Annotated in this window: 11 protein-coding genes; 3 read left to right on the top strand and 8 right to left on the bottom strand. The window is 58.0% G+C overall.

The annotated features are described in order from the left end of the window. The 8 genes from AQS70_RS01455 to AQS70_RS01420 all read right to left on the bottom strand — a co-directional run. On the bottom strand, window positions 1-643 hold a 643-nt coding region (locus AQS70_RS01455; RefSeq protein ID WP_162233860.1), incomplete at its 3' end, for a PepSY-associated TM helix domain-containing protein. 71 nt (window positions 644-714) lie between these two features. Further along, a complete protein-coding gene (locus tag AQS70_RS01450; protein WP_055101168.1) occupies window positions 715-2,805 on the bottom strand; it encodes a TonB-dependent copper receptor in 2,091 nt (696 codons plus the stop codon). 100 nt (window positions 2,806-2,905) lie between these two features. Further along, the gene (locus tag AQS70_RS01445; protein ID WP_055101167.1) at window positions 2,906-3,286 is read right to left on the bottom strand and encodes a DUF2946 domain-containing protein; all 381 of its coding nucleotides are present in this window, start codon (window positions 3,284-3,286) and stop codon (window positions 2,906-2,908) included. A 48-nt stretch (window positions 3,287-3,334) separates the two neighbouring features. Then, window positions 3,335-3,829, bottom strand: a complete 495-nt coding sequence (locus AQS70_RS01440; protein WP_055101166.1) for a copper chaperone PCu(A)C — start codon at window positions 3,827-3,829, stop codon at window positions 3,335-3,337. Between the two features lie 48 nt (window positions 3,830-3,877). Beyond that, complete coding sequence (locus AQS70_RS01435; protein ID WP_055101165.1) at window positions 3,878-4,276, bottom strand: DUF2946 domain-containing protein; 399 nt, start codon at window positions 4,274-4,276, stop codon at window positions 3,878-3,880. A gap of 324 nt (window positions 4,277-4,600) precedes the next feature. Beyond that, on the bottom strand, window positions 4,601-5,329 hold the full coding sequence (locus AQS70_RS01430; protein WP_055101164.1) for a cobalt-precorrin-6A reductase: 729 nt from the start codon (window positions 5,327-5,329) through the stop codon (window positions 4,601-4,603). Next, the gene (locus AQS70_RS01425) at window positions 5,326-6,423 is read right to left on the bottom strand and encodes a cobalt-precorrin-5B (C(1))-methyltransferase (protein ID WP_055101163.1); all 1,098 of its coding nucleotides are present in this window, start codon (window positions 6,421-6,423) and stop codon (window positions 5,326-5,328) included. The genes AQS70_RS01430 and AQS70_RS01425 overlap by 4 nt, the downstream gene beginning before the upstream one ends. Beyond that, window positions 6,416-7,627, bottom strand: a complete 1,212-nt coding sequence (locus AQS70_RS01420; RefSeq protein WP_055101162.1) for a bifunctional cobalt-precorrin-7 (C(5))-methyltransferase/cobalt-precorrin-6B (C(15))-methyltransferase — start codon at window positions 7,625-7,627, stop codon at window positions 6,416-6,418. Before AQS70_RS01420 ends, AQS70_RS01425 begins: the two co-directional genes overlap by 8 nt. A 216-nt stretch (window positions 7,628-7,843) precedes the next feature. Here AQS70_RS01420 and AQS70_RS01415 point away from each other — a divergent pair, with 216 nt between their 5' ends. The 3 genes from AQS70_RS01415 to AQS70_RS01405 all read left to right on the top strand — a co-directional run. Beyond that, window positions 7,844-13,099, top strand: a complete 5,256-nt coding sequence (locus tag AQS70_RS01415; RefSeq protein WP_055101161.1) for a dermonecrotic toxin domain-containing protein — start codon at window positions 7,844-7,846, stop codon at window positions 13,097-13,099. Between the two features lie 202 nt (window positions 13,100-13,301). Next, on the top strand, window positions 13,302-14,552 hold the full coding sequence (gene cobG / locus AQS70_RS01410) for a precorrin-3B synthase (protein WP_420912327.1): 1,251 nt from the start codon (window positions 13,302-13,304) through the stop codon (window positions 14,550-14,552). Then, window positions 14,545-15,122: precorrin-8X methylmutase (locus tag AQS70_RS01405; RefSeq protein ID WP_055101160.1), on the top strand; the 578-nt coding region annotated here is incomplete at its 3' end. The genes cobG and AQS70_RS01405, both read left to right, overlap by 8 nt.

The following is a 15,122-nucleotide window of genomic DNA, read 5'->3' as shown; positions in this document are numbered from 1 at the left end:
AAAACCCGGTCCAGGGCAGGCCGCTGACTACAATCAACAGTGGCAATGCCGCGCCCCAGAATTCGGTGACGGCGTGCAGGTCACGCCATAACACCCGACCGCGGCGGCTGAGTCGTGGCCACAAAATACCCGCCGCAGAGTGCCCGCGCGGCCACCATAGGTACAAGCCGGACACGACCAACACCACGCCCCAGCCCGCGGCGAGTTCTACCAATCGGTCGCCGAGGGTGCCGATCATCAACTCACTGTGCAGCGCTCGCGCTACCGCTTGTAGGTTGAGTTTGGCGTCTTGTTCACCCAGCACTTCACCGCTGTAAGGGTTGATGAACACATTGAGTTCGCGGCCGTGATTGCTGACCACAAACTGAGCGCTGCGCTCAGCGTTGATCGGCGGTAGGTATTGGCTGATATGGCCCTGTGGGTAAGTGGTTTGCACGCGTTTGAGCTGTTCGTCGGCGCTGAGGCTGTGATGGCCGGGGCTGACGTTGATCAGATGGTCGTAGAGCAGGGGATCGAGTTGAGGTTTGAACAGGTAAATAATCCCGGTCAGGGCCAGCAGAATCATAAACGGGGCGACAAACAGCCCAGCGTAAAAATGCCAACGCCAAGCGAGGTTGTAGAACGAGGGTGTTGGTTGGCTCATCAGGAGCGGCTCCATAAGAAGTCATCGTCTGTAGGCGCGAGCAAGCTCGCACCTACAGGTGCAGTGTTGGGTTAGAAGCTCACGTCAACCTTGGTCCACAGCGTGCGCCCCGGTTCGTTGATCGGGGTTGGGTCGTTGGACGGGTAGCCATAACCCGCGTTGCCCGCCATGTTCAGGTGCTCGCTGTAGTTTTTGTCGAGCAGGTTGTCGACTCCGGCACTGACCTTGAAATTTTTGTTGATACGGTACGCAGCGTTCACCGAGAACACGGCAAAACCGGCGCTCTTGTCGTAGTCCTTACCCACCACATTGCCTGCGTTGCGGTCGATTCGATCCTGTCGCGCAACCACACGCCACAAGGCCCCCGTGCTCCAATTGTCTTCGCTGTAAGTCAGGCCGAGTCGGGTATCCAGCGGGGGCATTTGTGGCAGGGCTTTGCCGTCTGTGGTGTTTTTGCCCCAGGCGTACGCCAGCGCTGCGTCGGCTTTCCAGTGAGCGGTCAACTGATACGCAGCGCCCACTTCGCCGCCCATGATGCGAGCGTTGATGTTTTGCGCTTGAGAGCTGGTTTGGCTGTAGTCGAACAGAATGTAATCGCGCACCACGCCTGCATAGGCTGAGGCCCAAGCTTCCAGATTTTGCGTTTTGTATTGCAGACCGACGTCAAGCTGGGTGGTTTTTTCAGGCTTGATCGCGTCAAACGCGTTCACAGAACCGGCCGGGCCAGCGTTCGGCGAGAACAACTCCCAGTAGTCAGGAAAACGCTGCACATGGCCTAAACCGGCATAGACCGTAGTCGGGCTGTCGGCCATGTCGTGTTCATAGCGCACAAAGCCGCTGGGCAGCGTGTCGGCGCGGGTTTTATCGAGGGTAGGGTTAGGTTTGCTCATCATTCCCGAGCCTAGCCTGGCGCGAAAATCCTTGGACGAGGCGCGGTCTAGGCGAGCGCCAGTAATGACTCGATCTCGTTCGGCGGCGTACCAAGTCAGCTCGCCAAAGGCGCCGTAATTGTGGAAGTCGGCGTCCTTGGTCCAACTCTGATTTTTGTAGGTGTCGATGCCCATACCGGAGCGCACGCGATGTTCGTTGGTCTGTGCGTCGATGCCGCTGATCAACTGCACATCTGCCCAATGCCAGGTGGTCTTGATCCGTGCGCCTAAGGTGCGACGGTCAACGTTGGAGGCCATCGGCCCCGCCATCATGCCGGTGCCCGAGGGCGTGCGCAGGGTGTAGTTGTCCATCACATGGTCGGCGTAGTTGTAGTAAACCTGCGCTTCGATTTTGTCGAGAACGTCGCTGATATTGGACTTTTCAAAGCGCAGGCCAAGGCTTTCGCGCTTGTACTGGCTGCCGTCCATACCGCGTCCGGCCGAACGGGCTTCGCCATCGCCCTTGCCCGCAGTAAGTTCAAGCAAAGTGTCGGCGTCTGGGGTCCAGCCAAGGGCGACGTCGCCGTTCCATTTGTCGTAGCGCGAGGGCACGGTGTCGCCGTTGCCGTCTTTGTAGTCATCGGCGCGAGCGGTATTACCGATGACCCTTAGGTAGCCCTGCGGGCCACCGGCTGCGGCATCTAGCGTCTTGTCGAAACGACCGTTGGAACCCGCCAAGATACTGGCATTAACCCGAGTACCCAACTCGCCAAAATGCTCGGGTTCGCGTTCAAACAACACCGTGCCCGCCGACGAGCCCGGCCCCCACTGCACGCTTTGCGGGCCTTTGATGACGGTCAGTTTGTCGTAGGTTTGCGGCGCGATATAGGAGGTTGGCGTATCCATGCGGCCCGGGCAGGCGCCGAGCATTTGCCCGCCGTTAGTGAGGATGGTGAGCCGTGAACCAAACATGCCACGCAGGATCGGTTCGCCGTTGGTGCCGCCGTTGCGGATCAGGGCGAAGCCGGGGATGGTTTTCAGGTAGTCGCCACCATCGCTGGCGGGGACGGGTTGGCGCGGTTCTTTGGGGTCCGTGATGATGGTTAGCGGTGAGCTGGGAGCAATCGCGGTGATGACCAACGGGCTGATTTCAGTAGCGTGCGCGGCGTGTTCATCAACCGTCTCGTGGGCCACAGCTGCAGGGGCCAACAACGCGCAGCACAACGTGCTCAAGGCAAACGGCAAAACCGTATGCGCGTGTGGCAAACGGGAGGCAGCGGTAATGCGGGACATAGGCATTCCAATATTCAAGCGAAAACAACACGGCCGACGCCCTGCGGCTATTTAAAGCAGCGCCAGCAGGTCGGCCAAGTTAAGAGTGTTGTGGGCGTGCTTAAACGAATACGGGAGGGGCGCGCGAACGAGCGCCGGGGAAGATCGGTTGCAGCGCATGGCCTAACCGCGTGAACTGTTTCAAATAACGGTTGCTAGGGTGTGCTGTAAACAGGCTGATATCAGCGGTGTGGGGCAGTGCGGGGCAACTGAACAGCAGTGTGCAGTAACCGCACTTTTCCCACAGCGCATGATGCTCGGCAGACGGCGCGTGATGCTCGGCGTGTTCGCCGTGTGCGGACATGTCCATGCCCATATCCATCGACATGGGCATCGGCATAGAGGCGTGATGATCCATCGGCACCGCTTGGGAAATCAGCGGGCCGATAAAGATCATCAGCATGGCAAACAGGCTCAACCAACTGCCGCGAATCTGCGACATGGAGCGCCTGGCGCGAGGAGCGCGCACCGGGTTCAAAGACCTTGAGCGTTAGTGGCTGTGCGCGTGATCCATGCTGTCTTGTGGCGCCTGTTTTTGCACTGAGACTTCAACCGGTATTGCTCCGGCCTTTTCAAAGTGCAGGGTCAGCGGGAAGCGTTTGCCGTCTTGCAACAGGCTGCGATCTTTAATGTTGACCAGCATCACGTGATAGGCCATTGGCCCGAAGGTCACAGTGCCACCGGGCGGCACGATCACGTCGGTGACGGGCTGCATCCGCATCAGATCGCCTTGCATCACATGCTGGTGCAACTCGGCGCCCTCGGCAATCGAGGTGTCGGCACTGAGCAGACGGTCAGGGGTGTTGCCGGTGTTGTGAATTTCGAAATACGCGGCAACGGTGGGCGCGTTGGGCGGCAGCTCTTGCGACCAGGGGTGAGTGACTTCCAGATCGCCGCTTTTGTACTGATGGGCGTTGGCAAATGAGGCAGGCAACAACAAAGCCGCCGCAATAACGGCGTGCTTGAACAGTGACAGATTCAACATGGTCATTCTCCAGAATGATTCAAAACGCAAAAGGGTTGCGAGGCTGAATCAAACCAGGGGCGACGCTCGGGGGTTAAGGCTCGGCCATTGCTGGCGCGGGGTTGGGCGTTTGAGGTGATCGGGGAGTTGGCTGTGGCCACGTTCTATCGCGGCAAAATACAGCCTGGGGACATGCGCGGGCAGCGCCACCAGCGGCGCTGCGCCTGAGCAGCACCAGCAATGCTGCATGTTGGAGTGATCGTCTTGGTGGCTATCAGCGTTGTCGAACTTGCCCAGCGACACGGCGACCATCTTGGTGCCAGTGGAGGTGCAGAAACTGCTCCACATCACCTCTTCGGCCGGCCCACTGTTGGACACGGTCATGGCCCCGGCCATTGACATGGCGAGCATATTGAACAGCACTGCAAAGCAGGCGATCCAAGCCAATGCAAACCGTTGTAGGGACATGACATGTTCCATGAGTGAGGCGTTCAAGGCCGCTATTTAGCCTGAATGAGCGGTGTAAGTAAAAAGTCTGCGTGTGGCTAAATGTCGCTTTAAAGCAATACCAAGAAGCTTATGGCTCTGATGTTGGTTGTAAGCTCTGGGCTTTAGCGCGAACTCTCTCATTGAGAGCGGCACGAATCAAACGACAGTCCCCAGTCTCTTTTTATGTTGATTTGCTCACCTGAGGCCGAAAGCAAGCGTAACCGCAGGAGTGAACATGTAGGAGCTGCCGAAGGCTGCGATCTGTTGATCTTCAAAACAAAAGATCGCAGCCTGCGGCAGCTCCTACGCAATTTGTTCTTGGTGCAGCCCTCCCAACACCTCCTCAATTGACCCAAACACCCGATCAACCTCAGGCAATTGTGGCCGTTTAAGAATCAACACCGGCACCCCACGCTCTCTGGCGACTTCCAATTTGGGCTCGGTGGCGCTGCTGCCGCTGTTTTTGCTGATGAGAACGTCGATGCGGCGTTGCGCAAAAAGCTGGCGTTCTGCTTCGATCAGGAAGGGGCCGCGAGCGCCGATGACGTCGCAGCGCTCATTGCCGGGGTACACGTCCAACGCGCGTAAGGTCCAAAACTGGTTCGCAGGGATTTCATCCAAGTGCCCCAGCGGTTCGCGGCCCAAGGTGAATAGCGGGCGATGGAAGGGTTTGAGGGCGTGGACCAGTTCGACCCAATCAGTCACTTCGCGCCAGTCATCACCCGCTTTGGGCGCCCACGCGGGTCGGTGCAGCGCCCAACACGGAACACCGGCAAGGGTCGCCGCTTGGGCCGCGTTCTGGCTGATTTGCGCGGCGTAAGGATGAGTGGCATCCAGCAGCAGGTCGATACCCTGTTCGCACATGTACTGCGCCAAACCATGCGCGCCACCATAGCCCCCCACGCGTACTTTGCAGCGTAAGTCGGTGGGTACGCGGCCGACCCCGGCTAGGCTGTAAATGTGCTGCGGGCCGAGCGTTCGGGCGATGGCCAATGCCTCTGTCACGCCGCCGAGTAGCAACACGCGCTTCATACGAACGCTCCTGCGTGGCCGACAATCGCCCCTTGGCGATCAATGGCAAAGACCTCAACCTGCACCTGCTTAGGCAGCACGCTGCGGGCGAAATTAAGTGCGTGCTGGCACACCGCATCACCCAGGGCAATGCCTTGCGCACTGGCCATGGCCAACGCCTGTTGGCTGGTATTGGCTTGGCGAATGGCGTTTTGCAACGCTTCGTCAGCGCCAATGGCTGCGGCCCAGTCGGCCAACTGTGGCAGGTCGATACTGGAATGTCGGCTGTGTAAATCCATATGGCCTGCGGCCAGTTTGCTGATTTTTCCGAAGCCGCCGCACAGGCTTAACTTATCCACAGGGACTTTGCGCAAGTGCTTGAGTACCGCGCCGACGAAGTCGCCCATTTCGATCAGCGCTATCTCCGGCAAGTTGTAGACATGGCGCATGGTGTCTTCACTGGCATTACCGGTGCACGCCGCGCTGTGCAAATAGCCGTTGGTCTTGGCCACGTCGATACCTTGGTGAATCGACGCAATATAGGCCGCACAGGAGAACGGCCGGACGATGCCGCTGGTGCCCAAAATCGACAACCCGCCGAGAATCCCAAGTCGTGGATTCATGGTTTTAAGCGCCAGTGTTTCGCCGTTGCGTACGTTGATCGTCACTTCAAAGCCGCCGCTGTAATGGTGTTCAGCGGCCAGTTGCAGCAGGTGATCGGTGATCATTTTGCGGGGCACGGGGTTGATCGCCGGTTCGCCCACAGGCAGCACCAGTCCGGGGCGGGTGACGGTGCCAACCCCGGCTCCGGCGACGAATGTCACGCCCGCTTCAGGCAACAGGCGAACCCGTGAATACAGCAGGGCGCCGTGGGTGACGTCCGGGTCGTCGCCTGCATCTTTGAACGTGCCAGCCTCAGCCCCTTGTTCATGCAAACGGCAAAACTCTAGGCGCATCGTCACCACTTTGCCTTTGGGCAAGGTGATCTCCACCGCGTCATGGTGCTCCCCGCTGAGCAACAAGCGGGCGGCAGCTAGGCTGGTGGCGGTAGCGCAACTGCCGGTGGTCAGCCCACTGCGCAGCGGTGCGGGTTGTTCGGCGGTTTCGTCACGCATCGAAGGGTTTGGTCATTTCTAATAAGGTTATCGGCAGTGCTTGGCGCCACGTGTCAAAGTCGCCCAGCGGTTTGGCTTGCGCGACGTGTATTCGCGTCAGCTCGCCGCCGTGGTGTTCGCGCCAGCTCATCAGCAAAGTTTCGCTTTGTAAGGTCACGGCATTGGCCACCAGTCGCCCACCGGGCTTAAGGTGTTGCCAACAGGTATCGAGGACACCTTCGCGGGTCACGCCGCCGCCGATAAAAATCGCGTCTGGGCGTTCAAGACCTTCCAGCGCTTGCGGTGCCTTGCCGCGGATCAACTGCAAGCCGGGTACACCTAGGGCATCACGGTTATGTTCAATCAGTTGCTGACGGCCGTCATCCGCTTCAATGGCCAGCGCTCGACAGTTTGGGTAGGTGCGCATCCACTCAATGCCAATCGAGCCGCTACCGGCGCCGACATCCCACAACAGTTGGCCAGGCAGGGGCGCGAGACGGGCGAGGGTGATGGCGCGCACATCGCGTTTAGTCAGTTGGCCGTCGTGTTTGAAGGCGCTGTCCGGCAATCCGCCCATGCGCGACAGCGGTTGCGCGTCAGGGGAGGCGATGCACTCAATGGCAATCAGGTTTAGCGCTGCGATGGGCGGGGCGTTCCAATCGTCGGCGCGTGCCTCAACGCGCCGTTCGGCCGAGCCGCCCACGTGTTCGAGTACACACAAACGGCTGGGGCCAAAGCCGCGCTCGCGCAATAGCGCCGCGACTACCGCTGGGCTGCTGCCGTCATTACTCAGCACTAACAGACGCACGCCGCTGTGCAGATGAAGAGTGAGCGCCGCGACTGGGCGGGCTACCACCGACAGGCATACCACGTCCTGCAAGGCCCAGCCCAAGCGTGCAGCGGCCAACGAGAAGGATGAGGGCGAGGGCAAGACCTGTGTCTCTTCGCTGGGAATGACCCGCGCCAGACTCGCGCCAACACCGAACAGCATCGGGTCGCCGCTGGCCAGCACGCACACCGATTTGCCACGTAATTGCAGCACCGGGGCCAGCGAAAAAGGGCTTGGCCATGCCAGACGTTCGGCGCGGATACACGCAGGTAGCAAATCCAGCTGGCGCTGCCCGCCAAAAACACGTGTCGCGCTCAACAACGCGCGGCGGGCGATTTTGCCCAAACCGCTGAAGCCGTCTTCACCTATTCCCACCACTGTTAGCCAGGGAGCCATGCCTATCCTCTTATTGAGCGTCGATGGAGTCGTCGGCCCGCCTGTGTTGGAGCCGCGCGCATGATAGCGCGCCTTGGACTCGGCAGTGGTGTACCTGCACACGGGATCTGATTGAAGGCACTTTAACTATGTAGTGCCAGACGCTGTGAGGGGCGCGATAGAGTTTGGGTATTTCAGGGGCCCGATAGACGGCCCCGGCAATCGCTAGGAGCTCCCATGAGCGTCAACGTCTATCCATTTCATTCCGCGCAGGCTATGAAACGCCTCTATCAGAGTAACTTGGACGCCGCGAAAACCTCGGGGGCTGTCACTGCGCTTGAGCATGACTGGCTGACCAGGTCGCTGAGCTACGAGCCAAACCCCAATAATCCGGTGCCTGTACACGCGAGCAGTCTATTTTTAAGTCGTCATCAGTGTCGGCCAGCTCAATGGGCAGGTGCTTTCTTATTGACGCCATCATTACCCGAGCACGCGTCGTTTTTTTTGCTGACACCCTTGGGGCAGATTGAGAAATTTACCGACCTCGAGGCGGTGCGTGCTGCGCTTGAGTTGCAGCTAGATGATGTGCTGCAACGTGAATCTATCCTGCGGTTCACCCCCGTCGATGTACGACCTTTTCTAAAGCAAGCGGGTGATCTGGTACTCAGAACACGTGCCTTGGACTCGCCGATCCTAGCCGGCGCCAGCCAAACCGTCAGTGATTTTTTGAGCAGTAGCCAAGCCGATACGCTCGAGCGGCTGCTGGCTACGCCTACCCTACGAGGGATGATAGATGCGCAGGTGCAGATCCAGCTTGAGCAGGCATTCCCTGGCCAGCCTGTTGATGCTCACACCATCTTCAGAGCCAGTGCGTCAAATTCGGCTGGGCAATCTGAACCCACGATCAGCCTGAGCAGTGCAGCGCTAGCGCTTTTTGTCAGCGGGCACCTCGCCACAGAACAGCGGTACACCTACACCGGGCCTTTTATGCGCAACCCCCATGAGCAGATGGCTGATGTTGAAAAGCGCTTCAGCCGCTTGCTTACTTCGGCAACCGAACACCTCACAACGCGCATGAGTGAAGCCATTTCGGTTTTTTGGGACCAGCCAGAGGGCGCCCAGCCGAGCCCGCACGCCTATTGCGTTGCCCGCTTGGGTGACCTGTTTTTTCAGCAATTGCTACTGGGGCGCCAAAGAGGCGACATTTCACCCCAAGCATTTCAGGCGTTGCAGTCGCTACTTGCTTCCCCGCATGACGAGGCCAGTGTCAGGGTCGCGCGCCTGCTGGTATCAAAGAACACAGGCGCAGAGGTCGAGCTAGCAGGTTTGCACTGCCTCTATTTCCCCGGCCAGAACAACGGCGTGTACGTGTTTGGAGCCTCTACAGGGCTGGTAAAGCTAGCGTCCAGAGCCCGGCTTCCCAGCTATGTGCTGAGCAAACTGAGAAGTCCCGCTACGTTCGACGAGATTGCTCGCTATGCCCCTCAGGATCAGCATGCGTTGTTAGCGGGCATGATCGCGCCCACCTTGCGCGTTGAAACCCTCACGGGGGACACGTTTGATGATTGTGTGCATGCCGTGCGGGCTAAACAGATTCGCGATTTTGTTTATTGGGCGGGCCAATTTCAAGCCGGTCGGCTGGCTTTAGCAGCAGTAGATCATGCTCTCGACGTTCGTGCCCTGATCGACCCGGGACTCTTGAAATTCAACAGTCGCAGTCGCTGGGACAGCCGTTTTGTACCCGAAAGTGTTGGTTTGCCTTGGAAGATGAGCGAAAGCGGATTATTAGAGGCGTTGAGTCTCAAACTCCCCAAAACTCAAGCACAGATAACGGCATTGCTCAAACTTTGGCCCACCCCAGGTTCATTTGCCCGTTATTTATGGTCGGCGCAGTTGAACAAAGAGGGCCAACGTTTTATGGACGTTAGCCAACTGTGGGTACAGGTCTTTGATGCGGATGAGTCCTCGGCTGCCCGCATACCGACGCGCACGCTGACGCTGGTCGATGCGCTGCTGGAGCGTGTGACGGGCTGTCACCCATTACCGCAGAATCCGGACTTTCTTCAGGTGGGCCTCAGGCACTCGCTCGATAGGGAGCTCAGGCCGCTGAGGCATCTGAGCGGGACCAAACTGTTGACCCAACTGGACGCTCTCGCGAAGGGTTTTGATCGGGCTTACGAGCAGCATTTATCGGCGTTTTTTTATACCCCCTATACCCCGCAAGCCCCCGATGCTTTGGCAAGGCATTTGGCCACGCTGCGGCATGTCATGTTGCACGCTGATAGCCGTTTGATGTTGTTGGGTGCCCCGCTTAATACGCAAGATAAACGCATCATTTCGACAGTGTTGACTTACCCGGTCAGTAAACTGCGCCCCGCTCTCGACGCGTTTATACCCGACGTGTTTGAAGTGTTTCTGAACCTTGGCGGGGTTTTGAATACGGTCAGACTGACCCAGTGCCTGTTGATAACCGAGCGCGGCGGGCAGGAGTCTGCCAGCGCAGGGCGGGCAGTGCTCTGGACGCCAGTCTCAGGGTTTAACTGTTTTAACTCAGTGGATCAATGCAACGCTCATCTGGAGGCGCTACTGCTCGATAAAAGCCTGCGTTGGGACCTATTGGGCACGGTTAGATATGACCAGCAAGCACCGATTACGGCGCACATTGACAGTCGCATCGACTGGGCGGTGAAAGGGGAGAATCAATGGGTTTACTTTGAGCGCATGGACGACGACTTTGTGTATCAGAGCCAGGTGGCAGTGATTGATAACGTGCTGCTGGACGTGCAACACGTGTGTCGTCTGGCTCGTGAAGTTCCCTTATCGGCGCAAGGTTTTGAGCATCTGGCTTGTAGTCTTTTAGTCGAGGGGCATGCTGGCTTGGGTTTAGAGCGCCAGCTTGAAATGGCTAACACGCAGCAGTTTGAAAGTGCCTTGGCGCCGTGGTTAAAAGACGCTTCCAAAAACGATCAACTGGCGTACGCCAATCTGCTACAGCGTTATCAACGCGTTGTGCAAAATGAAGGCTCGTACCTACACGACATCCCCGATATTGAGTACTACGCTCACACTGAACTCAAGACGCAGTTAGCACTGGACTTTCCAGAGGCTGAGCTGGACGTGGATACCATTGAGGTTGTGCTCGATACGTATTTGGCCGCTCCCGTGGCAGTGGGTAGCACCCCGTCGTTTCTTGCTGCGGCCACTACCCGCGAGATCCAGTCGTTGACCCGGTTTGCACTCACCGGCTTCAACAGGCTAGAGGGTGGCGCGATGTTTGTGCGGGCGCCCAACGGCAGCGTCTTACCGCTGACGCTGGATGCGCGTTACGTGAAGCGTTTGGTTAGAAGGCTTGATATTGGACGCACCTATAAAACGCTACTCACCGGGGCATTGGCGCCGCAAAGTGAGGGGGCCGCACAACGACAGCGGCAATTTTCTGAGCAATTAGTGCTGCAAATACTGGAACAGGGGCTCAAAGGAAAACTCAGCGGGTCGCTGTCGGCAACCGCGTACAGCTATCTCAAACACGTAATTGAGCGCCCCGACGGTCTGGCTCGTGATCCGTTCGAGGGGGAACCCCTGATCATCCGCCCACTCGAACTCATCGCAGACAGCGGCCGAACCCCAGATCTTGCGACGGGCATTTATGTGGTGGGGCCGCAAGCCGCTCACAAGGGGCCGCAACTGCTATGGGTCATGTATAGCGAGCATTTTTCACTGAAGGAGTACGCCAGCGAAGGGCAATTGCTGACCGATCTTTACACCCAGGTGGCCTTACAGACTCTGGTGTTACAACGTTTGCCTGCCTTTGACCGCAAAACCTATGCCAATGGAGGCTTTGTCGAGCCGCACTTGCCGCACGGTCTGGATTCGACGTTGCAAGACGTCTGGCAAACCCCGGCACCCGTGGCACTGGCCAATCGGCCCATCACCGGTAATCTATTTGCAACCTTGTACAAGGACAACTACCACTTATTGCTGGACATGGCTGCCTTACAGTCCAAAACCACCGCACAGGCTGACTGGGAGTCGTTCAAATATGTATTCACCCTAGTGATCAATACCGCCATCATGTTTGTGCCCGGCAAATTGAGTGTGCCGCTTGTAGTGTGGCAGGGCCTTGGCCTACTGCGCGAAGGTGTGAGCGCGGTAAAACAGGGTGAATGGGTTGAGTCGGTGGCTGATTTCGCCATGTCACTGATTACCCTAGCGACGACGCGCCACACCTGGCGCTCACTTATTGGATCGGTAGAACGCGAACCTTATTTTGAAGAAAAGCGTGTTGCTGATTTGCAGTTTCAAGGGCCGTCGCAGGCGCTGATGTCATTTCGTGCCAATGATGTCGCGCTGGTCGATTTACAACGCGACCCTTTAACCCAGATTTACAAAGACCCGCGTAGCGACCAGCACTATGTCAACCTAGGCGCGCAGGTGTTTCGGGTGCAGATGTGGCGCAATCGCTGGCGAATCTACCTGAGCGAATCTCGATCGGGTCCGCTGATCAAACTGAACACGCAACAACACTGGGAGGTGGACGTCGGTGAGCCGCTGCTGGGTGGCGGGTCTGTCGCGTCGTCCATGAGCGGGTATGGCACCTTGGTTGCGAATTCGCTGACCTATGAAATTCAGGCCATCGGCATGAATAGCATCCAGCGGCGCTTTCCTGACAAGGCCGTGCGCATCCGGGAGGCGCATGAGTTGGCCTCGACCTACTTGCAGCGCACCAGCCAGGCGCTGCATAGCTTGGAAGCACCGGGAGGCGTTAACAGAAGAAACCGCGAGTACCTGCAAAAATTCTTTAATCTTGAGGTGCTGGAGCCTGCTCATATTGAGCATGTCCATTCTTGCGTTGATGCCTTGCTCGCGCGATTTCTACACCCCGACCTATCGCCTCTGACCTCGCGCAATTATGTGGTGTGCCGCTCCCGGTTCGACTCGCCGGCCTCAGCGTTTGTTAATCGTGCAGACAGTGCCAAGAGGATCTATTTGACGGAAGTGTTCTTTAGCACCATTTTTGAGCGTCCTTTTGCCTTGAGTCATCCCTATTTGAAGGCCGCGTCAGCGTCCTTTCCGGTCAACCAGCAGATGCGTGCCTCATTTTTGCTGCACGAGATCACCCATGAAGTGTTGGAGACCGAGGACATTCATTATTTGAACGCTGGATTCCCCTATCGCGACTTGATCGACACGAATCAACCGTTTGGTCGTTACCTTGAAGATCTCGCTGAAGAGATTCAGATAGTCCACTCCCCGTACATTGCAACCGAAAACCTTTTTCAAGAGTTAAACCCCGAAACCATGCGTTGGAAGGACATACCCAATGGCACAGCCAAAAGTCGCGTCTTAGAGATTGCAGGTACGGAAACGTTGGAGCAGGCGCGTTTGGTCTTTATAAATGATCCCGTCAAACGTATGGAATTGATGCTGGCCAATGCCGATACGCTGGTGCTGTTGATCGTGCATTTGGGGCGTGTCTATCCGGTCTTGTCTTAAAGCAGAGAAGCGAGGCTCCAAGAGGCTACAGGTATTCCGTCCGGCAAGCTTTTCATGACGTCGCTCAAAGCAGGCATAATGCGCGACCCGCAATAGCGCATTGCCTGCTCTGGATTGATCCTTGACCTTGCCACCTGAGTTTCCTGTGACGACGCCTGTGCGGCCCTCCGGCTGCCCAGGGCTATTGCGCATCGTCCAAGCAATGGATGGTGGGATCTGTCGCGTCAAACTGGCGGGCGGCGTAATCACTGCTCAACAGGCTGAGGCGGTGGCAGACGTGGCGCAGCGCTACGCCAGCGGTGTGATTGAAGTCACCAACCGCAGCAACCTGCAAATTCGCGGTATCGGCTCCGAGCATGCCGCGCTCATTGAACCCTTACTGGCGGCGGGGCTCGGCCCTGCCAATGCCGCCAGTGACGATGTGCGCAACCTGATGCTCAGCCCAACGGCTGGCATCGATCCGCAACAAACCCTTGATACCTGGCCTTTGGCGCGACAGATCCTCGTCAGCCTTGAAAGCACATCACGCTTTGCTGAGTTGTCGGCCAAATTTGCCGTGCAACTGGACGGCGGCGAAGCCTTGGCGATGCTCGAACATCATCACGACCTCTGGCTGTCTGCCTTTACCTGCAAGGGCCAAACCCTGCTGGCCTTTGGCCTCGCGGGATGCCCGGCCCATGATGCGCCGCTAGGAGCCGTGCCGCTTGAACAGGGGCATGAACTGGTGATGGCTGCCCTTACCCTGTTTCTGGATCTGGCGTGCCCTGAGCACACGCGCATGCGTCACCTGTTCAAAGACCTGGCAGTGACTGATTTTGTTGCGCAATTGGCGTTGCGGATTGCTGTACCGATTGTTCCGGTGACCACATGGCGACGTGACGTTTTGGCCGTGCAAAGCCCGATAGGGACTTATCCTCAGCAGGAAGGCGGGCGTGTCTATGTGGTCGCAGCACCGCCCTTGGGCCGACTGGATGCAGTGATACTCAACGAATTGGCGCAGTTAGCGACCCAATACGGCAATGCCACCCTGCGCTTTACGCCTTGGCAAAGCGTGCTGCTACCGAATGTGCCAGCCGCGGACGCGTCGCAGGTCACGCAACGGCTGCAAGCCTTGGGGTTGATTTGCGACGCACAAAATCCGCTGGCGCATGTAGTTGCCTGTACCGGTTCCAGTGCGTGCGCCAAGGGTTTGGCTGATACCAAACAGGATGCGCGACAACTCGCGGGTCGTTTATCACAGCCGCTGACGATTCATCTGACGGGTTGCCAGCGCTCATGCGCGGCGGCCCATGTGGCGCCGGTCACCTTGCTGGCGGTGGCGCCCGGTCATTACGACCTCTATCTTCGCGCATCAGAACACCCAGGTTTCGGTGTTCTGCGCGAGCGTAACCTTACTATTGAAGCGGCGGGCGATTGGCTTGAAGCCCGCCAACGGAGCAACCCCGATGATTGATTACATCCGCGACAGTCAAGAGATCTATCGCAATTCGTTCGCCATTATTCGTGCTGAGGCTAACCTCAACGGCATCCCGGCGGACCTCGAAAAATTGGCCGTTCGGGTGATTCATGCATGCGGCATGGTCGATGCCGTTGAAGACTTGTGCTTCTCGCCGGGAGCAGGCAAAGCTGGGCGCGATGCGCTGGCAGCTGGCGCACCGATTTTGTGTGATGCGCGCATGGTGCTTGAAGGGGTTACTCGTACCCGTTTGCCCGCCAACAACCCGGTGATTTGCACCCTAAAAGATGACGGTGTTGCCGAGATGGCGCTGGAAAAAGGCAACACCCGTTCTGCCGTCGCCCTAGAACTGTGGCGGCCGCATTTGGAGGGCAGCGTAGTGGTGATTGGTAATGCGCCCACCGCGTTGTTTTACCTTTTGGAAATGATTGACGCCGGTGCGCCGAAACCAGCACTGATTCTGGGGTTCCCGGTGGGCTTTGTCGGCGCGGCAGAATCCAAAGCCATGCTCGCAGCAGACAGCCGTGGCGTGCCGTCTGTGGTCATGCAAGGCCGGCGTGGCGGCAG

This window comes from Pseudomonas endophytica, assembly GCF_001411475.1.
GTDB classification, from domain to species: Bacteria; Pseudomonadota; Gammaproteobacteria; order Pseudomonadales; family Pseudomonadaceae; genus Aquipseudomonas; species Aquipseudomonas endophytica.
The sequence above is the reverse complement of the archived record's forward strand: the minus strand, read 5'-3'. Positions and strand labels throughout refer to the sequence as shown.